At 40.0% G+C, this 23,967-nt stretch carries 21 protein-coding genes; 4 read left to right on the top strand and 17 right to left on the bottom strand.

The features are described from left to right. Positions 1 to 70: 70 nt before the first annotated feature. A complete protein-coding gene (gene recQ / locus QLQ22_RS13890; protein WP_284016827.1) occupies positions 71 to 2,194 on the bottom strand; it encodes a DNA helicase RecQ in 2,124 nt (707 codons plus the stop codon). Positions 2,195 to 2,311: 117 nt separating this feature from the next. Then, on the bottom strand, positions 2,312 to 2,509 hold the full coding sequence (locus tag QLQ22_RS13895) for a cold-inducible protein YdjO-related protein (RefSeq protein WP_223435494.1): 198 nt from the start codon (positions 2,507 to 2,509) through the stop codon (positions 2,312 to 2,314). 255 nt (positions 2,510 to 2,764) lie between these two features. Here QLQ22_RS13895 and QLQ22_RS13900 point away from each other — a divergent pair, with 255 nt between their 5' ends. Beyond that, positions 2,765 to 3,418, top strand: coding sequence for a hypothetical protein (locus QLQ22_RS13900; protein ID WP_252206979.1), 654 nt, complete (start codon positions 2,765 to 2,767; stop codon positions 3,416 to 3,418). 16 nt (positions 3,419 to 3,434) lie between these two features. On the opposite strand, the gene QLQ22_RS13905 is transcribed toward QLQ22_RS13900, so the two are convergent. The 3 genes from QLQ22_RS13905 to QLQ22_RS13915 form a co-directional block, all read right to left on the bottom strand. Further along, complete coding sequence (locus QLQ22_RS13905; protein ID WP_223435497.1) at positions 3,435 to 3,644, bottom strand: cold-inducible protein YdjO-related protein; 210 nt, start codon at positions 3,642 to 3,644, stop codon at positions 3,435 to 3,437. 285 nt (positions 3,645 to 3,929) lie between these two features. Beyond that, complete coding sequence (locus tag QLQ22_RS13910) at positions 3,930 to 5,042, bottom strand: ATP-binding protein (RefSeq protein WP_223435499.1); 1,113 nt, start codon at positions 5,040 to 5,042, stop codon at positions 3,930 to 3,932. Beyond that, positions 5,017 to 5,682, bottom strand: a complete 666-nt coding sequence (locus QLQ22_RS13915) for a cobalamin B12-binding domain-containing protein (RefSeq protein ID WP_223435502.1) — start codon at positions 5,680 to 5,682, stop codon at positions 5,017 to 5,019. Before QLQ22_RS13915 ends, QLQ22_RS13910 begins: the two co-directional genes overlap by 26 nt. A 259-nt stretch (positions 5,683 to 5,941) precedes the next feature. Here QLQ22_RS13915 and QLQ22_RS13920 point away from each other — a divergent pair, with 259 nt between their 5' ends. Further along, positions 5,942 to 7,114 carry an alanyl-tRNA editing protein gene (locus tag QLQ22_RS13920; RefSeq protein ID WP_252206980.1) on the top strand — a complete coding sequence of 391 codons (1,173 nt, stop codon included), beginning with the start codon at positions 5,942 to 5,944 and terminating at the stop codon, positions 7,112 to 7,114. A gap of 143 nt (positions 7,115 to 7,257) precedes the next feature. On the opposite strand, the gene QLQ22_RS13925 is transcribed toward QLQ22_RS13920, so the two are convergent. From QLQ22_RS13925 to QLQ22_RS13960, 8 genes are all read right to left on the bottom strand, one after another. Beyond that, complete coding sequence (locus tag QLQ22_RS13925) at positions 7,258 to 8,253, bottom strand: class I SAM-dependent methyltransferase (RefSeq protein ID WP_223435505.1); 996 nt, start codon at positions 8,251 to 8,253, stop codon at positions 7,258 to 7,260. Continuing rightward, positions 8,253 to 9,572 (bottom strand): FAD-dependent oxidoreductase, encoded by a 1,320-nt coding sequence (locus QLQ22_RS13930; protein ID WP_252206983.1) that lies wholly within the window; start codon positions 9,570 to 9,572, stop codon positions 8,253 to 8,255. Before QLQ22_RS13930 ends, QLQ22_RS13925 begins: the two co-directional genes overlap by 1 nt. Before the next feature lie 172 nt (positions 9,573 to 9,744). Further along, positions 9,745 to 10,593: a GNAT family N-acetyltransferase gene (locus tag QLQ22_RS13935; RefSeq protein ID WP_284014997.1), complete on the bottom strand. Its 849-nt coding sequence runs from the start codon at positions 10,591 to 10,593 to the stop codon at positions 9,745 to 9,747. A gap of 86 nt (positions 10,594 to 10,679) precedes the next feature. Further along, positions 10,680 to 12,119, bottom strand: a complete 1,440-nt coding sequence (locus QLQ22_RS13940; RefSeq protein ID WP_223435510.1) for a phospholipase D family protein — start codon at positions 12,117 to 12,119, stop codon at positions 10,680 to 10,682. Between the two features lie 120 nt (positions 12,120 to 12,239). Next, complete coding sequence (locus QLQ22_RS13945; protein ID WP_284014998.1) at positions 12,240 to 12,728, bottom strand: YhcN/YlaJ family sporulation lipoprotein; 489 nt, start codon at positions 12,726 to 12,728, stop codon at positions 12,240 to 12,242. Between the two features lie 302 nt (positions 12,729 to 13,030). Beyond that, a complete protein-coding gene (locus tag QLQ22_RS13950; protein ID WP_223435512.1) occupies positions 13,031 to 13,816 on the bottom strand; it encodes a glucose-1-dehydrogenase in 786 nt (261 codons plus the stop codon). A gap of 12 nt (positions 13,817 to 13,828) precedes the next feature. After that, the gene (locus QLQ22_RS13955; RefSeq protein WP_223443429.1) at positions 13,829 to 14,680 is read right to left on the bottom strand and encodes a GRP family sugar transporter; all 852 of its coding nucleotides are present in this window, start codon (positions 14,678 to 14,680) and stop codon (positions 13,829 to 13,831) included. A gap of 432 nt (positions 14,681 to 15,112) precedes the next feature. After that, on the bottom strand, positions 15,113 to 15,877 hold the full coding sequence (locus tag QLQ22_RS13960) for an aminoglycoside adenylyltransferase domain-containing protein (protein ID WP_284014999.1): 765 nt from the start codon (positions 15,875 to 15,877) through the stop codon (positions 15,113 to 15,115). Positions 15,878 to 16,081: 204 nt separating this feature from the next. On the opposite strand from QLQ22_RS13960, the gene QLQ22_RS13965 reads away from it, so the two are divergent. Beyond that, positions 16,082 to 17,569, top strand: coding sequence for an aldehyde dehydrogenase family protein (locus QLQ22_RS13965; RefSeq protein WP_284015000.1), 1,488 nt, complete (start codon positions 16,082 to 16,084; stop codon positions 17,567 to 17,569). 199 nt (positions 17,570 to 17,768) lie between these two features. Here the strand turns inward: QLQ22_RS13965 and QLQ22_RS13970 are convergent, their stop codons facing one another. Then, positions 17,769 to 17,972, bottom strand: coding sequence for a DUF6501 family protein (locus QLQ22_RS13970; RefSeq protein ID WP_223435517.1), 204 nt, complete (start codon positions 17,970 to 17,972; stop codon positions 17,769 to 17,771). Positions 17,973 to 18,100: 128 nt separating this feature from the next. Here QLQ22_RS13970 and QLQ22_RS13975 point away from each other — a divergent pair, with 128 nt between their 5' ends. Further along, the gene (locus QLQ22_RS13975; RefSeq protein ID WP_284016828.1) at positions 18,101 to 19,966 is read left to right on the top strand and encodes a terpene cyclase/mutase family protein; all 1,866 of its coding nucleotides are present in this window, start codon (positions 18,101 to 18,103) and stop codon (positions 19,964 to 19,966) included. A 44-nt stretch (positions 19,967 to 20,010) separates the two neighbouring features. Here QLQ22_RS13975 and QLQ22_RS13980 read toward each other — a convergent pair whose 3' ends face one another. From QLQ22_RS13980 to QLQ22_RS13990, 3 genes are read right to left on the bottom strand one after another with little or no spacing between them, the layout of a single operon-like run. Further along, positions 20,011 to 21,168, bottom strand: coding sequence for a GNAT family N-acetyltransferase (locus QLQ22_RS13980; protein WP_284015001.1), 1,158 nt, complete (start codon positions 21,166 to 21,168; stop codon positions 20,011 to 20,013). A 53-nt stretch (positions 21,169 to 21,221) separates the two neighbouring features. After that, positions 21,222 to 21,992 (bottom strand): SDR family oxidoreductase, encoded by a 771-nt coding sequence (locus tag QLQ22_RS13985; protein ID WP_252206987.1) that lies wholly within the window; start codon positions 21,990 to 21,992, stop codon positions 21,222 to 21,224. A 14-nt stretch (positions 21,993 to 22,006) separates the two neighbouring features. After that, a complete protein-coding gene (locus QLQ22_RS13990; RefSeq protein WP_284015002.1) occupies positions 22,007 to 23,794 on the bottom strand; it encodes a S9 family peptidase in 1,788 nt (595 codons plus the stop codon). Positions 23,795 to 23,967: the final 173 nt, after the last annotated feature.

The raw sequence follows: 23,967 nt of genomic DNA on the forward strand, positions 1-23,967 counted from the left end.
GTTTTGACTTTTAAATAAAGACCAGCTGGAATTCCAGCTGGTCTTCTTATTTCTCTAAATCGTTCTTCCCTTAATGAACCAGCTCTCTTCTTACAATGGCCGCTTTAATCATAAAATAGGTCACCTCATCAGGAAGGCTTTCTTTCAGCGGCTTCAGCAGGCCATAGCCGTGTGTCCGGATCGCCTCTTCGATTTGCATTTCATACTTGGCTGGGATCCAGGCATCAAAATCAATGTCAAGTCCCTCTTTGGCACAGCGAAGTAAATGATTTTCAATTGTAATCACCGACAAATCTCTTTTTTCAGCAATTTCTTTTACATTCAGACCTTCTTTGTACAATTGCAGGGAGTCCAGATGAGATGATTCTTTTCGCTCTTTTTTAACAGGAACCAGCGTTTGAGCCGGCTGCTCAATATTAGGGTTTTCGTTAACATATGCTGTTATTTTCCCAATAAAAATTTCACCATACTTTTGCTGTTTAGCTTCTCCAACCCCCTGAACTGCAAGAAATTCTTCCAGTGACTTCGGCATTTTGGCACTCATATCCTTTAAGGATTTATCTGAGAAAATAACAAATGGCGGAACATTTTCCTCTGTTGCAAGCTGCTTTCTCAGTTCTTTAAGCTGCATGAACAGCCCGTCATTCGCTGCAGCTTCAACAATACGCATTTTTTCCTTTCGGTGCACTTCTAAATGGCCCTTTAGAACCTCTAGTCCCTTCTCTTCGACTACAAGAACGGGGAATTGCCCGCCAGTTATTGAAATATACTGCTCAGATGTAAGAAAATCAATAAATTCGCTGACTTCTTTTGCTGTCTGGTGTTTTAAGATGCCATAAGTTGAAAGCTCATTAAATTTAAAATCGATCACTTTTTTGTTTGAAGAACCCGTCAGCACCTGACTGATCATGGTTTTACCGAATCTTTGCCCCATTCTGATCATACATGAGAGAACCATCTGCGCTTCTTTTGTTACATCCTCATGCATGCGCTCGTCTCTGCAATTGCTGCATTTGCCGCACGGTTCAGCTTCACTGTCACCAAAATAATTCAGAATAAATGCTTGAAGACACCCTTCTGTATGACAATAATCGCGCATTTGATGCAGTTTAACAAGCTCGGCCTGCTGTCTTTCTTTCTGGAAGGTAGATTGTTCGATTAAATAACGCTGTATTTGAATATCCTGCGGGGAATACAACAGAAAGCATTCACTGTCTAAACCATCTCTTCCCGCTCTCCCCGCCTCTTGGTAATAGCTTTCCATATTTTTAGGAAGCTGATAGTGAATGACATATCTGACATTTGATTTATCAATTCCCATGCCGAATGCATTGGTAGCTACCATTACAAGAATATCATCCTTCAAGAACAGGTCCTGCTGCAGACCGCGCTGCACATCACTCATCCCCCCGTGATATCTCCCTGCTTGAATTCCTTTTTTAATAAGCCGCTCATATATGTGATCTGCTTCTTTTCTTGTAGCAGCGTATATTATTCCTGACTCGGTGCTGTTATTAGCTATGTATCTTTCAATAAAGTCGTATCTGTTTTCACCTTTGCTTATATTGAATGACAAATTTCCCCTCTCAAATCCTGTTACAGTTGTGTATTGCTCTTGGATTCCAAGTGAGGTGCATATATCTTCTTTAACAATTGGAGTCGCTGTAGCTGTCAATGCCAGAAAAACGGGATTTGATTTAAGCTCCGTTTTTAAATCTTTTATTCTTAAATAGCTCGGCCGGAAATCATGACCCCATTGGGAGATACAGTGGGCTTCATCAACAGCAACCATTGAAACATTCATTTTTTGCAGCTGCTCTAAAAACAAAGATGATTCCAATCTTTCAGGCGCAACATATAAAATTCGATACTTTCCTGCTGCTAAATCTAATAGCCTGGCACTTGTTTCTGTTTGAGAGAGTGTGCTATTGAGGAAGGTAGCAGGGATTCCTGCTTGATCAAGAGAGTCCACCTGATCTTTCATGAGTGAAATAAGGGGAGAAATGACGAGGGTAATGCCAGAAAATAAGAGTGCGGGTATTTGATAGCAGATGGACTTTCCGCCTCCAGTCGGCATAATGCCTGCTGAATGATTTCCATTCAAAACGCTGCTGATAATTTCTTCCTGTCCCGGACGGAATGATGAATAACCAAAATAGTGCTGCAAATGCTCTTTCGCTTGTTGTAACAAAATAATATCCCTCCTGAAAAATAACTGTACTCCAATTTTACATGCGCGGACATAAATTAGCTATACCTCTTGCTGAAATCGAATTTTGTATAAATAAAAAAAACTCTAAAATAGAGTTTTTTAATACTTTTTATGATTATTTATAACCTCAAGCACTTTAGTGCTTGCTTTCATTTCACTTTTGCAGAGCGGACATACAGGTGTTTCGCTTTCACTGCTTTTAAAGTTATCGCGAACCCATCCTTTGCATTCCTCAGACGTGCAAATCCATACTTTCGTTTCCTCTGTTACGATATCTTCTGGTTTTTTTCTATACATTCATGACTCTCCTCTCAGGTTCTGATTAATGAATATAGCTTGAAACAGTTTTAGAAAAATCATAAACGTTAACTGGAAGAAAAAAATTCACCAATTATAAAAAGTACCCATTTGTGTGATGACTCTTTATAAATAGTGAATTTAAATGCAATACTGCTTGATTATTTTATACGTTTTTACTGCATTTGTCAATAGATGTTCCTATTTGCTGAGAATCGACTCCATGAATTAAGATTGTTTCAGGAGGTGCAAATCATGGACACAATTTTATATCTGATCTTTACACTCGCATACTTCATATTATTTGGCTTTGGATTCTTTTTAATTAGGAGAAATACATCAATCCCGGGAATTATTTTGCTTCTCGTTACTCTCGGTTTAATCATTGATAATGCGATTATTGCATCAGGATCATTAATTGGAGAAGGAGGACTGTTAAAATCGGTCAGTATGATTCGTTTTTGGACGCACGCCCTTTTCACCCCTGCACTTGCTCTTTTCGGCTGGCATATGGCGTATTCATTCGGTGTGAAGTGGGCTGAATCACGCTTATCCCATCATTTTGCTCTTGTTCTTACCTTACTGCTTATGATTATTGAAATTGTGACAGAAACACTTTCTCTGAATTTAACTCCTGTCTATGAATATGGTGTCCTTCGTTACTCATCAGCACATAGTTCAGGACCGCCAATTATGGTTTTGGTTTTGATTGTGTATCTTCTGGCTGCAAGCTTTAGTATTTGGAGAAAAACGAAATGGCCGATTATACTGAATGGCGTCGTCATTATGCTGATTGGCAGTGCCGTATCTCTACCCATACCAAGCTCCGCAGCTACTAATGCGTTTGAACTTATCTTCATTCTTTCTTTATGGATCACTTACAGAAAAAGTCTGAAGGCTGCCGGTTAAATCGGCAGCCTTTGTTCTATTTACTGAAAGGATTGTAGTCCATTTTTATCTGCGGCAGCTCACGCACTTCTTCTGACATTTGACTTCCGCACATCGGGCATGCCAGATCTTCCGTTGAAAAATCTTTTCTCATCCAACCATTACAAGCTTCCGATTCACAAGCGTATACTGTTGTGTCTTCAATAATTGTAACGGGTTCTTCAGCACCCTTTTTCGCAAAGTACATGAGCATAACTCCTTTTTTTATTTAGTATACGCCTTTTAATTAAAAAATATTTATGTCATTTTTCTTTTTTCAATTGGAATCGAAACTTATTAGAAATATGTCTCTGAAATCATATTTCCATCCGTGCATCTAAGCAATTTGATTCATGATCTTCGATTCAATCATTTGATGTTTTTCAGGTTACTTAGCATTTTCAGCTTCTTTTTCAGGAGTATTTATGCCATAATTAATACTAATTTAGTCATATAAAAAAACCGGATTGAATGATTCAATCCGGCTTTAGCACTATTTATGAATAGGCAATGAAATGCTGAAGGCAGACCCTTGACCTTCTGCGCTTGCAACTTCAATCCTGCCATTATTCGACTTAACGATTTCAAAACAAACAGCAAGACCTATGCCTGTTCCTTGTTCCTTTGTTGTGAAGAATGGTTTAAAGAGAGAATCTACCGTCTCCTTTCCCATTCCTATTCCATTGTCTGTAATCTGAATAACAACATGGCCGTCTTCTATTCTGGTTGTAATTGCAATCATTCCATTATCTTTTTTATGACTGATTTGAATGGCTTCCATCGCATTTTTAACAATATTCAGCAGCACTTGTTTCATTTGCTTAACATCAACCGTAATCATAAGTTCAGGGTCATTAACAGTGTAAGTCAGCTCACAATTTGATAGTATAGCTTCACTTTTAAAAATCAGAATAATGTCATTTATCAGTTTTCTGAGTAAAATGGGCTGTCTGTCTTTATTCTTCTCTTTAGAGGTATTTAAAAACTCATAGATGATATCGTTTGCACGATTTAATTCTTCTAAAGCTACATCAGCATAATGACCTTTTCCGATTTCGATTAAATGAGGCTTCAGCAGCTGCAGAAAACCCTTTACGCTAGTAAGCGGATTACTGATTTCATGGGCAATGCTTGCGGCAATTTGTCCAACCGTTGCCAGGCTGTCCTGCTTTATGGCCATCTCCTTCATCTGCTGAAGTAATTTCTCGAGCTGCTCCTGCTTTTCAAGCAAATTATGGTTGGCATAAAGCAAATCATCTTCAAGCGTTTTAACGGCCTGGTAAATTTGATCAACACTTTCTTCTTTATCAATGCAAAAGATATGAATAAAGTTTTTGCCCTCATATTGAATATAGACATCAAATAATGTCATCGGATTTGATTTCGTTTTTAAATTCAGTTCAATTTTAGTAATGGACGGCGTGTCCAAAATGAACTTAGCTGCTTTTTTCTTGCTTCCAATTCCTACTATATCGAGGAAATGGCTTTCCTCATCAAAGATATTAAACGTGCATTTTGAAACTGATACGATCTTAAGCTTTCGATCGACCAGAAAATAAGGAAATGGTATTTTGTCATATTTACTTGCGATTAATTGCATTTCCATGGCGATCATTCCTTGAGTTAGATTTTTCAATCCAGCTGCCTAGCTGATCAATGTTTTGTATCACCACGGTGTTGGGAGGGCAGTAATAATCGAGATCAAAATCGCTTGTCAGATTACCCCCAAGCATAATCGTCGGTGAGTAATTCAGTTTTTGCAGTTCATCCATATATTGAATAACAGTCGGGATGTTAAAAATTACACTAGTCGAGAAAGCAACCACATCCGGCTTCCATTTCTCAGCATACTGACAAATATTATCCATTGAAACATTTGACTCGATACAGCTTGCTTCCCAGCCATACTCTTTAAATAAGAAAGAAGTCATCATCATTCCTATCGTATGTTCTTCATTTTTCATAGAAAGCAGCAGTACGCGCGGTTTCATTGTTGCAGGCAATAGTATATTAGGTTCATTATGTAATTGTTCCACTTTTAAATAGTAATAACTTGTGATCATAGATTTGCAGACAGCCGCTGCTACATATTCATCCGCCACAGTCGCACGATTCATTTCCCACAATTGTAAAACATTGTCCATGGTATCTGATAGAAATCCATACACTTGAGTACTGGTGGTATCTTCTTTAATCATACTGTTTAAGTAGTTCCATGAAAGAATGTGTTCGCCATCGATAAACAATTGACTCAACTCTTTAACAGGATTCATAGAAATCACCAACCAATCGTTTTCATCTTCTCATCTACCCAAAAACAGCTGTCAAGAGAGAATGTGCGGTAAATGGCATTATAGTTTAAGGGTAACACATAACTAGACAACTAGATACAAATATTCATACATAGGCCGAATATTTCAAAAGTTCCCCTGAACCTGTCCCTCTTATGAGAAAAGCCAGAGTTTGATACAATAAATAAGAGAAGATTTGGAAAGGATGCTTTAAATGAATGAGAAATTATTTTATTCCTCCCCTAAAACATTTGAGTGGAAAACAACAATTACGGAAACAGAAGAACGCAACGGCTTAAAGCTGTTAAAGTTAAAGGAAACCGCCTTTTACCCCGAAGGCGGCGGACAGCCTGCTGATCATGGCTGGATAGAATCTATTTCAATTGAAGGCCTTGTAGAAGACGGAGAAGAAATCTATCATATTGTCTCTCGCTTTCCATCTGAAAAAGAAGTCACTTGTAAAGTAGACAGCAAACGGAGAATCGATCATATGCAGCATCATTCAGGTCAGCACCTCTTATCTGCTGTCTGTCTTGAATTATTTGATTATCAAACAGAAAGCTTCCACTTAGGAGCTGACACCGTAACAATTGATTTAAGGACGCCTCTATTATCCTCTGAGCAAATAAAGCTCATAGAGAAAAAAAGCAATCAATATATCTTTGAAAATCGAAAAATACATACGTTTTTCGCTGAAGAAAATAAATTGCGCGATTTGCCGCTGAGAAAACTGCCTGATGTTAAAGAAAAGATCAGGATTGTTCAAATAGAAGGAATTGATACGTCTGCCTGCTGCGGGACACATGTTGAGCGCACGGGTGAAATCGGAATGCTTAAGCTTATTAAGACCGAAAAACAGAAAGGGATGATCCGTCTGCATTTTAAATGCGGTTTCCGTGCTCTTTCGGACTATCAGAACATGCAAGAAACCGTTCAATTTGCAGGACAGTTTTTTCAAACGTCTACGAATGAAATTGCTGCAAGATTAAAGGCAATGGATCAGGAAACAAAGCTGATTCAAAAAGAAGCAGAGCAGCTGAGAGCAGAAAATGCAGCATTTACTGCAGAAAAAATGGAACTTGAACAAAATGGTCTGTTGGGTCATGGGCTATTTGAAAGGAAAACTATAAAAGAGCTGCAATTGATTGCAGCCCGTTTATTAGAAAACGGAAAAGATTATGCTCTTCTTGCATCAATCAGCGAAAACTGTGTTCTTTTCTCACAGAAAGGCACTGTTCATGCTGGCACCTTATTTAAAACCAATCTTGCTGACTTCGATGGAAAAGGCGGAGGAAGCGAAAAGCAGGCACAGGCAAAATTTTATAATAACTCCGAAACAAAGCGCTTCTTTTTACAAATAAAAGAAAAAATAGACCAGCTTATATAAGGGGTCTATTTTTAAACGCGGCTATCCTCGCAATGTCCCGGCAGTCCAAATTCGCTGCAGAGGAATGCTTGATTGATAAGCTTTAATTTTAGCCTGCTTTTCATTATTTCTGAAAAAAGCCTTCTGCCTTCTGCCAGAAGGCTTCACTTCTTCTTAACGAAAGTACAAAAATACCAGCCTCCTTCACGAATGATGGGTTTTAAGCTTTTCAGTTTCATATTGGATTGATCCGCTATCGAAGAAAGCTCCTGTTTTGTAGGTAAAGCATAAAGATTATCAAATGCAGTAAAGAAACTATTGAATACACTTGAAAACTGTTTGCCGTGCTTAGGTTTCCTTATCGGGGTAATGATGGATATCACCCCGCATCCGGAAAGGCAAATGCTTAAATTCCGAATCACATTGACTCTTTTTTCTGGAGATATATAATGCAGTAAATTATTCATCATGATTAAATCCACTGAAGCAGCTGCTCTCCACTCTTCAACATCCATACATGTGATTGAAATGTTAGGAATTAATCTGCATCTCCTGTCCGCCTCAATTGCTACTTCTTCATTGATTTCGATCCCGGTCAGTTTTATATCTGGCAGTGCATGCGACAGTTTTTGAAGGTAGCCTCCATGCCCGCACCCTGCGTCGACAATCGACTGTACTTTATTCTTTTTCACGAGCTGAATCAGCTTAGGATAAGCCAGCTGCTCAAGCAAAGTAGATGTCTGGGCTACTGTTGTTCCGTGCTGCTCATGGTCAAATGTTTGCCTTTCATCTGTTTTCATGATCGAAGGGTAGGTTAATAGAGCCGGGATGTGAAGCTCCATCATTTCCTTCAGGAGGATTCCGACCGATTTAGGATCCCTTTTGCTGTCAGGAAGCATGAAGCTTTTTGAAGTCTTAAAACGATTTTTGGACACTTCTTTTAAATATTTGATTGATATTCCCACTTCAACCCATCGTTCGAGCAGCTCCAGTTCTAATGAATGTTTAGCCGCCACTTCATCGATGGTTTTAGGTGATTTAAAGATTTCAAACAAGTCCAGTTCATACCCTACATATGCGTGCCAGCTGTATAAAAAAGGCATATTGCGCTTCATCCAGCTTCTTGCTTTAAATAAGCGGACGTATTCATCAATGATCATTATCCAAACCTCCCTTTCACTTCCCATGGATAATCATTTTCATACGTAAACATATACCTTGTATGCAGCAGTTCAATATTCTGCAGGGTTCTCGGAGGCAGCATGCCAATTTGGACGAGACGATCGTAAAATGACTCTTTCCAAATGCCTAGTCCTGAAATATTCAGCATTTGTTTTGTGTGAAGCTTTTCATCCTCTGTCATCTGTTTGAGGCTTCTATTTCTAAGCGATCCGAAATAACGAAACGGCTTGGAGTAAGCAAGTGCTGATAAATGGCTTAAATTTAAAATGAAATCCACTCTGGATTTGCGGACCTTTTCGTACCATTTTAAATTGACAGGACTGTGTTCATCATGTTTGTACATCCAGCAAAGCAGTTCACCGAGTACATCTCCATCCTGTATGGCAAGGTTCATTCCCTCTCCTGCCATTGGATGAACACTGTGTGCAGAATCCCCAATTATGGCCATGTTACCTTTTACATAGGTCTCAGCATGAAAATGAACCGGAATCATCAGCTGAATTTTTTTCCATTCCTTAAGATTTGTTACGTATCCGTCAAGTTCCGGACACAAATCAATATACTTCTTATGAAAGTGTTCAATGCCGCGTTCTTTTAACGATTGATATTCTCCTGACTGAATGAGATAAACCGTTCTTACTTCATTGTTCGGAAGAGGAAAAAGTCCGAGAAATGCATGCGGTGTAGATATGATTTTCCCCTCTGTCATAGACACTGGCCTTTCAAACGTAACTGTTAAGAAATGATGATCATATTCGTGTTCATTTAATTTTACATTCATGGCATTTCTGACGTTTGATCTCCGTCCCTCAGCCCCAATATAATAATCGGCCTCAATGATAAACTCTTCTTTATTGCTCCTAACGACCGCTGCCTGATTTTTGAATTCTTTAAATTTTGCCGGCTGTATATAATGAAAAGCGGGAAATTCCTTCGCTTTTTCAAGCAGGACTTCTTTAAGCCTTTCATGGGGAATCATGAGGGCATAATTGTATTCGCTCTCAATGATGCTGTATCGCATTGTGGCTGTTCCAAGCTTTACATACTTGCCGTTTTTCCGTTTCATTTCATTCATTTCAATTTCGTTTATTTGATGCCCGGCTTTCAAAATCGGCTTATTAATTCCAAGCTGATGAAAAATTTCAAGGCTTTTCGGCTGCAGCAATTCTCCCTTATACATGTGCGCCGAACCTTTTGTCTGCTCAACAACACATACATCTATACCGCATTTAGCAAGCTTCAAAGCTGCCGTTAAACCGCCTACTCCGCCGCCGATAACCAAAACTTGTGTTTTCATCTACTCACCGCCTTGCCCTTTCATTTCCACTTCTGTTAAAGAATGAAACCGCAGAACTCTCTAATTATGTGAAAGTTAATCGTCTGCAGCAATAATTGAATCCCAAATTTGCATGGGAGGCTTTCTCATAAAAAGGCAAATAAAAAACGCTTTCCTAAAGAAAGCGCCTGTTTTACGAAGAAAAACTAATCATGATCGAATCTTGAATTGGCTGATACCCTATTTTTTGATAAATGCTGTTTGATGTTGGATTAGAGAGGTCAGTATAGAGCGTGCAAAAGGAAAAATCTTTTAACAAGTGCTCGCTAAGCTCAGCAACGCAGCTGCTTGCGTACCCATTGCCCCTGAATTCATCTGGAGTATAGACGAGCGAAACGCAAATTCCATTTTTCGTGGTCCTCGATTTCTTTGCCATTGATACAGGTTTACCTTCTGCCATCCAAAGGAAGACTGATTTCTCTGCAATAAACTGCTTCATTCTTCCTGCCGCCTGCAGCGCTGTAATCGGAGGCTCGTTTGTATAATTCATAAAATCCACCATCCATTCTGTCAGGAGGGGTAGATGGGCTAGTTCTGCCAAAATAAATTTGCCTTCACCGCGTTTTCGTTGAGCCAGTTCATGAAGACGATAAATCTTTTGTTCCATTACAATTTCAGCTCTGCCCTCTGTTTCGATCGACCAAATTTTCGCGAATGCCTCTGTCCATTTCCGCTCTCCGACCACACCTGGTATATGTAAACCTTTCTTAACTAATGCGCGTACTGTTTCTAAGAGAATTGTCTCAGTCATTCCATCCTCATTAAAAGACAGGATCAAATTATGGGGAGGTGTCATCAGCATCGTTATTGCTGGCTCTCCGTCTTCAACCACCGCAGCAGTATATACATCTGCAGCAGGAATCGTCCGTTTAAAAGCTCCTATAAGTCCCAGCATAAGGTTATTTTCTGCTTCTTTTTTCAATAGAAAAGGTTCCGCTATTTCAATAAATCGACTTCTATCTCTGTATTCTGTCAGTTTCATCTGATTTCACCTCTGCTATATAATTAGCTTTCAGCTTTAGAAATTCCTCTGCAAAAAAATAAAAAACTCCGGCTTTTTTGCCGGAGTTAAAAGGTTGTAAATCTGAAAAATTTTTGAATAGCATAGATCCCACGCTTAATAAATGGCATGTCATCTCTGTACTTTTCGAAATCCAGAGTATAATCAGCACCGTCATTTGTCCATAATTTGATAAAATAACCTTCTACTTCCTTCATGACTGGTTCATCAGCTGGCGCTGCAATCTTAAGATCATTTTCAAGATTCAGGTCATCCAGGTTCCGTTTCGTAAAGTTGGCAGATCCGCTGATAATGGTCGATTCTTCTTTGCTTTTTATAAAGAGCATTTTAGGATGATACTGCTCTTTTGTTGTATTGTACCATCTAACCTCTATTTTTTGATTTGTATCTTCTAAGAGTTCTTCTGCGACAGGCCGGTTCGGGAGACCGATTTTCTCCTGGCCGAAAGCATTTTGATTCGGATCAAGAATCATTTTGATTTCTGCTCCGCGATTGGACGCGGCAACCAGGGAATCAATGACTTTTCGGTCTGCCAAGTAAAACATACCGATCCAGATTTCATCGTCTTTCTCTGTATTTCTTATCGATTCGAGCAGATGTTTATAAATTTTTCCTTCTGTTAACACCTGTACCTTAATATTGCCCTTTTCAGCGTTCTTTTTCTCATACACCGGCAGATTGGGTCCTCCGGAATAATCAGAGACTGCCTGTTCTGATTCGAGCACATCCGCAATGACATTTCCGTTCACCTGAAAAGCCACATTGGAATGATAACCGCTCGCATCGTGAGGGTTAGCTGATGAAACGATCGCAGTTTTTTCGGTTGCTACTGCTTTCCTGTGATTAGCCTTGACATTGAAAAGCTTTAAATAAGATCTGATATGGATATCTGGTGCCGTATCGCCAAAAGGATTTGAAAGCCAGCCTGGACCAGCCTGGCCAAACCATTGGAAAAAGGTTCGCCAAACACTGGAATATAGCGGGTTTGAGTCACGCAGTGCGTCCATGTCAGACATGACAACATCAATGCCGGCATCTTTAAAAGCTTCTAATTCTTTGGAGGCATGTGATCCATATGATGTATTAATATCATCTGTGATGAAAACGATATCCATTTCCGGATTTGCTTTTTTCTTTTTCAGCAGTCTATCCGAGAGTTCTTTGCTGATTTTAGGGTATGTCTCCCCCCGATCATAGTAACCGTTAAATAAGAACAAATCGATGACGATAAATTCTTCTGCTTCATCAATGGCTTTAAAAACGGCATCAAAGATCATTTGATCCGCTTCTACCCGTCCTTCTATTTTGTAAGTTAAATCATATAAGAATTTCACATCTTCTACTTTGTGAATATCTCCTTCATAGGAGATATTCTCCGGAAGAGGTTTATAGCTCTGGTAAATAACCGTGCCCGTTAAAATAATAATAATAAGCAATATAAGCAGCGGCCGTTTGTTTTTCAGCCTTAAAACACGAAAACCTGACAAAAAGACTCCTCCTAAAAATAGATCATAGCTTTCATTATATGCCCTAATTAAAGTGAGGAAAAACCTTTTTAAACCAAAAAAAACAGACCTGATTCAATCCTCCGGTCTGTTTTCTTCTGACTATTTTGCTTGCGGGAAAACACGCTTAATCATTTCGTTAAATTCATCTCCAAGACCGGCAACCGGCTCTCCGCTTCGGATTTTGTCCCCATAATCTTTCATACGATCAAAAAAGTCCGGGTTTTCAGAGACATATACGTTGTTAATATCCCGGTCTGTTGATCTGACTTGATCTGCTACTTTATCCTTCACTTCATTTGAAAGCTTCCCTTTAGGATCTCCTTCCAGCACCACTGCTGCATATGCATTATTGTTTGTAACGATGACGTTCGCATATTTTATTTCTTCTAAATCAGCCACCTTTTTTGCGGCATCATCCGCTATATCCATTTGATTCTGCTCATTTGTTTGTTCATCATACGTGACATTTTTCAGCTCATTGTTCATGAGATTATCGTTTTCACGGGCATTGTTATCCATTCCGCATCCTGCACTTATCAAAAAGGAAATGGCAAGGCCCGCTCCAGTTAACAGCTTTCTTTTTTGCATAATTTCATACCTCCATTCATTTCCATTATCTTTTGCTGAAATGAAGGATTTATGCAAAAAAAGACTAGCCGTTTTCTGTTAATCGCTGATTTTTTGCAGGTGATATTCTTTTTCTTTCCATATAAGATGCCCTGTTTAAATGATTTAAACGTGTGGACTTAAGGGCAAAGCTGTTTAAGGTAATATGCTGCACTAGCTTTGGATTCAGTCCGGCAAAAATAGATTCTGCACCCAGTATGAAATACCTGAAATGAAAAAAGCACAGAAAACCCGCAGATCCATTGAGATGCGGGTTTTCGCTTTTAGCCTTTACCGGCCTGGAAGCTTGGATATTTCGTCATTCCGCCATCTGCATACAGGGTGATTCCCGTTACATAGCTTGCCTCTGATGATGCAAGCCACGCTACGCACGCAGCAATCTCTTCAGGCTTTCCGACATACCCCATAGGGATAAGATCAATGACATCTTTTTTTGCTTCAGGATCTGCAAACTTCTCTGCATTGATTGGAGTATCAATGGCTCCAGGTGCGATATTATTTACGCGAATTCCGGAAGAAGCGTACTCGAGTGCCAGCGTTTCAGTCAACAGCTTGATTCCTCCTTTGCTTGCAGCATAATGGGCGAAGTGAGGCCAGGGAATCTGCTGATGGACAGATGACATGTTAATAACACAACCTTTAATATTGTGGTCCAGCATATGTTTAATCGCTTCCCTGCTGCCCAGAAAAGCACCGGTTAAATTGGTCTGTATGACTTTATTCCAGTTATCTAGTGAAAGCTCTTCAGTCGGGATTTCAGCTTGAATACCTGCATTGTTCACCATCACATCAAGCGTTCCGTAGGTTTCAACAGCAAACTGAACGATCCTTTTTACATCGTCTTCTTGTGAAACATCTCCCTGTATTTTAGAAGCCTCTCCGCCTTTTGTTTTTATTTCATCAATGACCAGTTCCGGTTTGTCATCCTCTGTTAAATAATTAACCACTACCTTTGCACCTTCTTCTGCAAAGCGCTGTGCAATGGCTTTTCCAAGACCTGAAGAAGCCCCTGTAACAGCCACAACTTTCCCTTTTAAACTTGGATACATGTTTAATTCCTCCTAACGTTTTGTAAAACCAAGTAAGACTCCGCCTGCGATAATCAATACACAGCCGATTATGACAAAAATAATTTGTTTTTTTGTTTTCTTTTCGCCAAGCAGGAAAATTCCTCCGAGTGTTGAAATAATGATTCCTGTCTGCGAAAGGGAGAAGCTTGTCGCCACTCCGATTTTCTGAAGAGAGAGAAGCAATCCTAAATTTCCTGCAGCCCACATTAACCCCGTCAAAATATTGCGGAATGCAAATTTATTAAAAGGTTTATGTCTCGTTGTTAAAGCTGCAGAAGCTGCAACCATCCCGATTGCCTGGGGCAAAATAGCCGCCCAGCCGTCAATTTCAAAATATCTGATGATTATGACATATCCTATGTATCCTATTGAAGAAATAAATAAAATCAGTAATCCTTTTTTGAGGCTTTTGCCTGCATCTTTATCGTCTTTTTGCCCGATTGAAGTAAAAACAACACCGCCAATAATTAAAAGAATAGCGATGATTCCAAGAATAACTGTCATTTTGGTATCCCATTCTTTAAATAGAAGAACACCGAATAAAGTTGTGCCCATCAGCTGCATGCCTGTAGAAATAGGCACTGTTTTAGAGACGCCGATGTGTTTGACGCTTGCAAGCTGATTTAATTGCCCAATGGTCCAGAAAATCCCTGAGACTATCCCGATAGACCAGACGAGAGGTGTTAAATCAGGGTTTGAAAAAAAGTACATGACCAGAGAGAATAAAAAAGCTCCAATGGTTATGCCGAGTGTCTGACTGTAAGCACTTCCTCCAAGCTTTACACTGACAAGCACAAGGCTTCCCCAGGCAACAGCAGGAATTAATGCAAGAAGTATACCGATCATGATGATTTCCTTTCTGTGTAAGTAATATGAGTATCCATTTTCTTCGTGCATCAAACTATATAAGCAGGTGAATCAGGCAGACCAATGTTTAAAAAAGAGCCTGCTGCCCTTCTTAATTTTATGGTTTCCTACTGATTGAAAAATTAACACATTTCGTCATGAATCTCTTAGACCTTTCCACTAAAAAGCCCAGCATAAACTTTAATGTTTAGAAAATGAGTATTTTCTTCATACTGGTAGCTGGAAAGGATGATAATAATGGAAGAGATTTTTAAAGAATTCGGAGCTGGAGATTTTTTTCAAAGTCACCGTTATCCGATTGAAATATCAGGAATACTGGATTCGATCAGTGAGGGACAGCTGCAGAGTTTCTTAGAGAAGTTTGAATGTGATACATATGAAAATTTCATTTATTTTCTCACCATGTTTCTATCTATCCAAGAAAAAAACAGGCACCTTGTCTGATTCAAGGATGCCTGACCCATTTATCGCTCTTTCCATAAACGCAGCAAACATGATCATATCCTGATTGGACGGTTTCAGCCATGGATCTGTCTGCATATTAGTATACAATTTCAAATAAAAATCAACCGCGGCACGATGCGGTTCAGGTAGATTCTCCAGACCCCATTCCCCTCCCTCTTTTTTTGACATGATTCTCTTTTCTTTTAAATAAGCGAGAACGCGGCAAAGATTTAATGTGTAATATAAGGGATTTTCGTTAATAGGTGCATTTAAAACATCACGTAAAATTGAATCTGTATAATACTTTTCATCCATTGGCTTAAATTGATTTTGTATTCCCATTCCGTACAGACATTTTCCTCTATGAAAGACAACCATCATATGGGCTGCTAAGTCATAATCGAACCCTGCATCAAGTTCTTTATACTCCTTTGAAAAATGAAACTCATAAGGAGTTGGATAGTCAAAATGATGGATGCTGTCTTTTGTTATGACGCTGAGCTCTATCCCTTTAGCCGGCAACTCGGATTTCAATGTTTGGAGCCCGTTCAACAGCATTCGTTTTTCCTTTATTTTCATTGAGCTCTTCACAACAGTCAGAATATCCACATCGCTTGCCTCTTTATTGAATCCATTCATCGCAAGCGATCCATGAAGATAGATTCCTGATAAGTTGTTTTTGCAAACTTCTATAAAAAGCTCAATGAGCTCGTTCAACAATGATTTCATTTCTATCACCTCAGCCTATCTCTTTTTGCCATATTCATATTTTAATAGATAATAAAGACTTATATATTGTAAATTATGAATTTTTAGTATATTATTTTCATTGTAATCGCTTACAATTTAGTATCATAACTGGCAGTCCGTCTGCCCGTCTTCAGCATGATTTCTACATATTTTTTCACCACTACCATTTAGGAGGCTGATTTCATGAGTCAAGCTACGTTAAAAGTTGGAGAAAAGCTGGCGAAATTTCTGCAGGGAAAGAAAAAGCTGTTTATCAATGGTGAATTTGTAGAGAGTGTATCTAAAAAGACGTTTAACACTCCAAACCCAGCCACAGGCGAAACGCTTGCATCCGTTTATGAAGGTGACAAGGCTGATATCGATCTTGCTGTTAAGGCTGCAAGAAAAGCATTTGATGCAGGTCCATGGTCTAAAATGAGCGCAGCTGAACGAAGCAGACTGATGTACAAGCTTGCTGATTTAATGGAAGCGAATAAAGAAGAGCTTGCTCAGCTTGAAACGCTTGATAATGGAAAACCGATTAATGAAACAACAAATGCTGATGTTCCATTGGCAATTGAACATATGAGATATTATGCAGGCTGGTCAACCAAAATTGTCGGACAAACCATTCCGGTAAGCGGTCAATTTTTTAATTACACAAGACATGAAGCCCTTGGTGTAGTTGGACAGATTATTCCTTGGAACTTCCCTCTACTAATGGCGATGTGGAAATTGGGAGCTGCACTTGCGACTGGGTGTACAGTCGTGCTGAAACCGGCTGAACAAACGCCTCTTTCAGCTTTATACTTAGCTGAGCTGATTGCAGAAGCAGGGTTCCCTGAAGGAGTAGTCAACATCGTACCGGGCTTCGGTGAAACAGCCGGAGATGCACTTGTTATGCATCCTGATGTAGACAAAATTGCTTTCACAGGTTCTACACCTGTAGGTAAAATGATCATGGAGAAAGCATCAAAAACACTTAAGCGCGTAACACTTGAGCTTGGCGGAAAGTCGCCTAACATCATTCTTCCTGACGCAGATCTCTCGGCTGCTGTTCCTGGAGCTCTGACTGGAGTTATGTTTAACCAAGGTCAAGTATGCTGTGCAGGATCGCGCGTTTTCATCCAAAAGAAACATTATGATAACGTTGTGGCCGACATGGTTTCCCATGCAAAAAATATCCGACAGGGTGCAGGTATTGAACCGGAAACGCAAATCGGGCCACTCGTATCCGATGAACAGCAAAACCGCGTTCTGAATTATATTCAAAAAGGTGTAGAAGAAGGCGCTGAAATCTTAACTGGCGGCGGATCTCCATCTGAAAACGGCTACTTCGTCTCACCTACCATTTTCTCGGCAGTTAAAGATGAAATGACCATTGCAAGAGAAGAAATTTTCGGCCCGGTTATTGCTGCTATGCCATATGATGATCTGGATGAAGTCATTAACCGTGCAAATCAAAGTGAATTTGGTCTTGCTGCAGGATTATGGACACGGGATATTGCCAATGCCCATTATGTAGCAAACAAATTAAAAGCTGGAACCGTCTGGGTCAACTGCTACAACGCATTTGATGCTGCTTCGCCGTTCGGCGGCTACAAGCAATCCGGAATTGGACGCGAAATGGGATCCTATGCTTTGTCTAATTATACAGAAGTTAAGAGTGTTTGGATTAACCTTCAGCGATAAAATAGAAAAGCGGAACCGACCGTTTAGCCCCGACAGACAGAACAGATCCGACAGAAAAGTCTGCTTTTGACTTTTTTGGCGGATCTGTTCTGGCCGAGGGGCTGGGAGGTGGAGCTGGACAATGAGAAAAGCGGAACCGCCTGGTAAACGCGTGCAGACAAAAAGCCATCTGATCAAAATCAGATGGCTTTTTTATCGTTTACTTCTCTTCAAAATAATCCTTGTAGAACCCGCTCACTTTTCCATTGTTATCAATGACAAAGTAAAACTCTTCTGTTTCGTTTTTCACTTCATATGTATTTCCGGCTGTTAAAACTCGGTTTACCATGTATTTTTCTGCATTTGTATGTTTGCATCTTACCACTTTAATTGTCTCTTTGTTCAGCCATTCTTGATGAATCATTTCAGCATTCTCCTTTATGCATTTTGACCTTATTATACTATATAAACCATGTGCGGAACACCGTTACTGTGATAACACCCCCTTTTCGTGAATAGATTGAAAAAGATGAGGTGAATGAAGTGATTTCAATGAACATTTTAAACGAACAAATCCAAAAGATGACAGATGAGCTCAGGCAGCTGCAAAAAAGTGATGGTTCATGGCGCTTTTGCTTTGAAGGCGGGCCAATGACAGATGCATTTATGATAATTCTTCTTCGTTCTCTCAAGTATAATGATGAAGATTTAATTAAAAATCTGTCAAATCGGCTGATAAATCTGCAGACAGATGAAGGCACATGGAAACTTTACGAAGATGAAAAAGAAGGCAATTTAACAGCAACTGTTCAGGCTTATACAGCCCTGCTTTTCACAGGATTATATAAAAAATCACACTCCACGCTGAAAAAGGCAGAATCTTATATTATCTCTCAAGGAGGACTCGCTAATGTTCATTTCATGACAAAATGGTTCTTGGCAGTAAACGGCCTTTATCCATGGCCTAAGTATTTTCGCTTTCCGCTCGCCTATTTGCTGCAGCCAGCCGGTTCCCCGGTCAGTATGTATCAATTGAGTTCCTATGCAAGAATCCATTTTATACCGATGATTCTTGCGATGAATAAACGATATATTCATAGTACTCCCCATTCTATAAATCTATCGCATTTACATGTTTCAAAACCAAAATCCATGGATTGGCTGTCGTTTTCAGACAGCCATCGCACAGAGCACAGTTTATTCATTGAAACTATTCGGTCATTTTTTTCTTTTCCATCCTATGTTCAAAGAGCCGGTGAGAACGCTGCTGAAAAATATATGCTCCAGAGGATCGAATCAGACGGAACGCTTTTCAGCTATGCCAGCGCCACATTTTTTATGATTTACGCCCTTCTCGCGCTCGGGTATAAAGAAAACTCAGCCCAAATCATGCAGGCAGTTTCAGGATTGAAATCGATCATCTATCAAGATGACAAGATAATCACGCTTGAAAATTCCACTTCTACGGTTTGGGATACTGCCCTTCTAAGCTATAGCCTGCAAAAAGCTGGTGTACCTTATAAAGATACACTAATTATGAATGCTGCTTCCTATTTGCTATTGCGGCAGCAAACGAAAATGGCGGACTGGAGCATTCATAATCCAGCTTCATCTCCCGGCGGCTGGGGATTTTCTAACATCAATACCAATCATCCTGACAACGATGACACAGCTGCTGTTCTGCGTGCTATCACTCAGCCCTCCGCTACTAATTCCTTGTATTTTGAAGCGTGGAATAAAGGGTCATCTTGGCTTCTGACTATGCAAAATCGTGACGGGGGTTTTGGTGCATTTGAGAAAAATGTCAATAATCCTATATTTGCTTCCATCCCTCTTGAAAATGCCAAAGACGCAGCGACAGATCCATCAACTGCCGATCTGACAGGACGTGTCCTTGAATTCTTCGGAAATTTTGCAGGGTTGACGAAAAACCATCCTTCAATTCATGCAGCGGTTTCCTGGCTTGTTCAGCATCAAGAACGAAACGGGTCCTGGTATGGCAGATGGGGAGTATGTTATATATACGGAACTTGGGCTGCGATTACCGGTCTTAAAGCAGCTGGTTTATCAAACTCTCACCCTGCTATTGTAAAAGCGGTTAAATGGTTAGTGAGCATCCAAAATAAAGATGGAGGATTTGGCGAATCATGCAGAAGTTCTGAAGTGAAAACCTACATTCCGCTCAGTTTCAGTACTCCCTCCCAAACAGCCTGGGCTCTTGATGCCCTATTATGTGTGCTGGATAAAAAGGACGCAGTGATACAAAGAGGCATAAAGCGCCTAATGGATCCTTTCGATGAAAAAAGCTCTGTATATCCTACAGGAATCGGGCTTCCAAAGCAATTTTATATTCATTATCACAGCTACAATAAGATTTTTCCGCTGCTTGCTTTGAGTCATTATAGGAATCTGCGATAACTCTTGCATGCAAAAAAGAGCTGCAAACGCAGCTCTTATCCTTATTAAAAGAAGTCATAAAAGAAAGCTTTTCTTGCGGGAATAAGCGTTTCCAGTCCTTTTATTGCTTCTTCCCCGCCTTCAATTTGGCCAATTTCATATAAATCAGCAGGCCGTTTGTAACCAAACAGCATCGCAGACAGAGTATTAATATCGAGCGACAGTCCCTCAGATTCTGATTCGTTCAACTTAGTGATTTCTTTGTTCTTAATCTTATATGTTCCATTATTCCAAGGAGCATGCTGATCTTTTAAATGAATGACAAGTTCAGAAACCCCAGCTGACCACTCGAAATCAAAATTCTTTAATAAACTTTCGGCATCAACGATCCGGACCATAAAATAAGGTGTCACTTCCGCTTTAATTCTCGGTTCGTTGAGCGAAAAAAATAACGGGTCGCTTTCGTATGTAGCGATCTCAAGTTCTTTTATCATTGAGTCATGCTGGCAAATGAAATTCCATAGCCCAATTCTGGCGTCAGTAGTTAATGGAACAAACTCCTCAACGGTCATTTTAGCTTTTTTCACTTCATAGAGCATATAACCTTTAGCTTCTCCATCCTCATTATAATAGACAGCTGCAGTAAGTTCATCATAGATGGATGCCTGCCACCAAGATGTTTCACGGACGAGCATGCCTGAAAATTGCTTGGCAAATTGATCATATATTTCTTCGATTTGAGAAGAATGCGCCTCTTTTTGAAAGCGTCTGATTTTCCCTTGCACTTGCTTTTTCATGACAAGATCTTCTGATTTTAACGAAGCTTTTAATCGGCTGCAAAAAAGCTCCCAGCCGTATTTCCTGTAAAATGGCACGGAAAATGGATGCAGCATGGAAACACTGAATCCCTCTTTTCTCATGTATTCTAGAAGAAAGGTGATCATTTCTTTCACATACCCGCTTCGGCGGTGCTCCGGATAAGTGGCAACACCAGCAATGCCGCCCATTTTCCATTTCGTTTCACCAAGGTATACCTCAAGGGGCAGCATGTGAAGCTTAGCAGCAAGCTCTTCCCCTTCCAGAATACCGAATAATTCATGATGCTTCTCCATTGTCTCCAATCTTTTTTCAATGCTTTGTTCAGGAACTTTATATTGAAACGCATATTCAGATAGTTTCAATGCTTCGCGATATCGGTCATTCGTTAGTTTGATTACTGTCATATGTATCCCTTCCTTAATCCATTCTGCTTATTTTACGAAATACGCTCTTACCTTCAGGACCTTAAAAATCCACCTTCGGAATGAATCGTCTGCCCAGTAATCCATTCAGCTGCCTCACTTGCAAGAAACGCAACCAGACGGGCAGCATCTTCAGGCTGCCCTATACGATTCATTGGAAATTTTTCAATAAGAACCTTTTTTAAATCAGCCGTCATCCACCCTGTATCTGTCGGACCGGGATTCACTGCATTCACGGTAATGCCTTTGTTGCCAACTTCAGATGCAAGTGTTTTGGTCATATCCGGAATGCATGCTTTTGTTGCGGCATATGCAAGCTCACCGGGCATTGGCCCTTGGGATTGGCCGGATGTCATATGAATAATTCTTCCTCCCCGGCCCTGCTGAAACCGTTTGGCAAATTCGGAACTTAACATAAGCGGTGCACGGACATTCATGAAATAATGAAGATCGAGGTTTTCAGATGTAATCGTCTCGAAATTATTTTCAGCAGAGTATGCTGCATTATTAATAAGAATAGACGGTTCTCCAAGCATTTTCTCCACTTGGTTAAACAAAACGCGGAAAGATTCTGTATTAGTTAAATCCAGCTCCATACTTGACGAGCGCACTCCTAAGGCTGCAATTTGAGACTTCAGCTTTTCAGCTTCCTCATTTTTAGATCCCCAAGGCTGCTCTGCATCGTATGGCCGGTAGTAAGTAAAGAATATATCTGTTCCGGCTTCAGCAAGCTCAAGGCAGATGGCTGCCCCAATACCTTTAAGTCTGCTTGCTCCCGTCACGATGGCAATTTTCCTGCTTTTCATCTATTCACCTTCTCTTATAAGTAACGATTGAAAAAATCAGCGATTGCGCGATAAACAAGAATTTCATTCTCTTTTTTGGTAAAGCCGTGTCCCTCGTCTTCTAAAACCATGTAGTCTACTTTCCGGCCCTTTTGTCTCAGGGCTTCAACAATTTTATCAGATTCTGCTTTAACTACACGCGGATCGTTTGCCCCCTGAATCACGAGCATCGGTTTTGTCATTCCCTCTAAATGCGTTATCGGAGAAAAATCAATCAGTTTTTCACGGTCACGCTCAGGATTTCCGACCCACTGATCCATAGCAGGCTTCCAGAATTCCGGTACACTGTTGATAAACGAGAAAAGATCGCTTGGTCCAAATATATCGACTACAGCTTTAAAATATTCCGGATGACGCCCGTGAAGGAGAAGGGCCATATACCCTCCAAAACTTCCGCCCATCAAGAAAAGCTTCTCTTTATCGGCCATTCCTTGTTCGATTAGCCAGTCAATTCCCGCTATCATATCATGGCGCGGACCATTCCCCCATTCTCCCTCTACCATTTTCATGAAAGAAAGCCCGTAACGGGTTGATCCTCTGAAGTTAGGTGCGAAAATACTGCAGCCGCTGTTCAGCAAAAACTGAAAAAGAGCCCGGAATGAGTTTGTTTCAGCAGACTGCGGACCGCCATGGGGCCAGATAATCATATGCCCGTTGCTTGTTTCAGCATGAGCTCTAAACAAGGAAGCTTCAATTTCCAGTCCGTCAAACGACGCATATGTAACCGTTTCGGGTTCAACTAAATCTTCAGGTCTCATTCCAGTGACACCATGATTCGTGATTTGCACCCAGCTTTGCGAAGGGGTTCTGCTGAAAATATTTAAAGGGATTGTTGCTGATTGCCCGAGAATGAAAAGTTCTCCAGCTTCTGTTACTTCAATTTTGTTTATCCTGTCAATTGGAACCTCGATAAATTCAGATGATTGATCTATTAAATCATAAGAAATCAATACATCTTTAACCCCTTTAGCTGCTATCACATAAATCTTTTGCAAAGCATCATCATACTTTAGCGCATTTGCATCTTTCCCTTTTAGATCAAGCACCTTCGAAAACTCCCGCTTGGCCAAATCAAATTTTGCCAAATAGGAAAAATCAGATTCATAGTTTGTAATAAAATAGATTTCATGCTCAGAAGTATAAACAGGATCGCTCTGAGTAAATTGCTGAGCACTTTCAGGTGTAGCAAGAACATCTTCCCCGTCTATTTTCACAAACAATAACGAAGAAGTATTGCCGTAGTTTTTAGAATAAACAAAGCTTTTCTCTTCAGGAGATACGGCCATTAGATAGACTGATGTATCCGTCCCCTCTATTAGAATTTCTTCGGATTCATCCGTAAGATTATACCGATAGGCTGCAAGATAGGTATCGTGTCCATCTTTAGTGGATGTATAATACAGGGATTCACCATTTTTTGAAAAGAACGGGAACATGTGACGCTCACCTTTTTCATACCGCACCGCAACCTGTGAACCTCCTTTAGGTGAAAGCGCATACAGCTGCGAATTTTCATCTCCGTCCTGATCAAATCCTGCCATAATAAATTTAGATTTTTTATTATATAAAAGACTGTCGCATGCTTGATTAATGGATGTTAACGGGTAAGGATACTGATTTGGCAAATCCATTGCCCATAAGTTAAAATGGCCGCCGATATTTGTGCTGAACACCAGCTGTTTTTTATCTGGAGAAACCGTAAAATCCTGAATCGTCAGCACCTTTAAAAACTGCTCGACATCCGGCTTTTGAAATGTAATCATGTATAACACCCCTTTTTTACTGATTCTATTACCCTATTCTACAGAAATAGGAAATTCCCTGTTCTTTCAGTTAAAAAAGATAGGTATTCCCCAATGATACAGCTAGTTTATATGCTTTTTAACCTAAAATAAAACATAATAATATTATGTTAACTTGTTTCGCATAAAAGAAC

The sequence above is a fragment of the Metabacillus hrfriensis genome, from assembly GCF_030127205.1.
GTDB classification, from domain to species: Bacteria; Bacillota; Bacilli; order Bacillales; family Bacillaceae; genus Bacillus_P; species Bacillus_P dongyingensis.

Excerpts from the sequence above, each read along its gene's own strand:
- QLQ22_RS13895 (WP_223435494.1), bottom strand. The coding sequence starts at position 2,509 with ATGTATAGAAAAAAACCAGAAGATATCGTAACAGAGGAAACGAAAGTA.
- QLQ22_RS13900 (WP_252206979.1), top strand. The coding sequence starts at position 2,765 with ATGGACACAATTTTATATCTGATCTTTACACTCGCATACTTCATATTA.
- QLQ22_RS13905 (WP_223435497.1), bottom strand. The coding sequence starts at position 3,644 with ATGTACTTTGCGAAAAAGGGTGCTGAAGAACCCGTTACAATTATTGAA.
- QLQ22_RS13910 (WP_223435499.1), bottom strand. The coding sequence starts at position 5,042 with ATGGAAATGCAATTAATCGCAAGTAAATATGACAAAATACCATTTCCT.
- QLQ22_RS13920 (WP_252206980.1), top strand. The coding sequence starts at position 5,942 with ATGAATGAGAAATTATTTTATTCCTCCCCTAAAACATTTGAGTGGAAA.
- QLQ22_RS13925 (WP_223435505.1), bottom strand. The coding sequence starts at position 8,253 with ATGATCATTGATGAATACGTCCGCTTATTTAAAGCAAGAAGCTGGATG.
- QLQ22_RS13930 (WP_252206983.1), bottom strand. The coding sequence starts at position 9,572 with ATGAAAACACAAGTTTTGGTTATCGGCGGCGGAGTAGGCGGTTTAACG.
- QLQ22_RS13935 (WP_284014997.1), bottom strand. The coding sequence starts at position 10,593 with ATGAAACTGACAGAATACAGAGATAGAAGTCGATTTATTGAAATAGCG.
- QLQ22_RS13945 (WP_284014998.1), bottom strand. The coding sequence starts at position 12,728 with ATGCAAAAAAGAAAGCTGTTAACTGGAGCGGGCCTTGCCATTTCCTTT.
- QLQ22_RS13950 (WP_223435512.1), bottom strand. The coding sequence starts at position 13,816 with ATGTATCCAAGTTTAAAAGGGAAAGTTGTGGCTGTTACAGGGGCTTCT.
- QLQ22_RS13960 (WP_284014999.1), bottom strand. The coding sequence starts at position 15,877 with ATGAAATCATTGTTGAACGAGCTCATTGAGCTTTTTATAGAAGTTTGC.
- QLQ22_RS13965 (WP_284015000.1), top strand. The coding sequence starts at position 16,082 with ATGAGTCAAGCTACGTTAAAAGTTGGAGAAAAGCTGGCGAAATTTCTG.
- QLQ22_RS13970 (WP_223435517.1), bottom strand. The coding sequence starts at position 17,972 with ATGATTCATCAAGAATGGCTGAACAAAGAGACAATTAAAGTGGTAAGA.
- QLQ22_RS13975 (WP_284016828.1), top strand. The coding sequence starts at position 18,101 with ATGAACATTTTAAACGAACAAATCCAAAAGATGACAGATGAGCTCAGG.
- QLQ22_RS13980 (WP_284015001.1), bottom strand. The coding sequence starts at position 21,168 with ATGACAGTAATCAAACTAACGAATGACCGATATCGCGAAGCATTGAAA.
- QLQ22_RS13985 (WP_252206987.1), bottom strand. The coding sequence starts at position 21,992 with ATGAAAAGCAGGAAAATTGCCATCGTGACGGGAGCAAGCAGACTTAAA.
- QLQ22_RS13990 (WP_284015002.1), bottom strand. The coding sequence starts at position 23,794 with ATGATTACATTTCAAAAGCCGGATGTCGAGCAGTTTTTAAAGGTGCTG.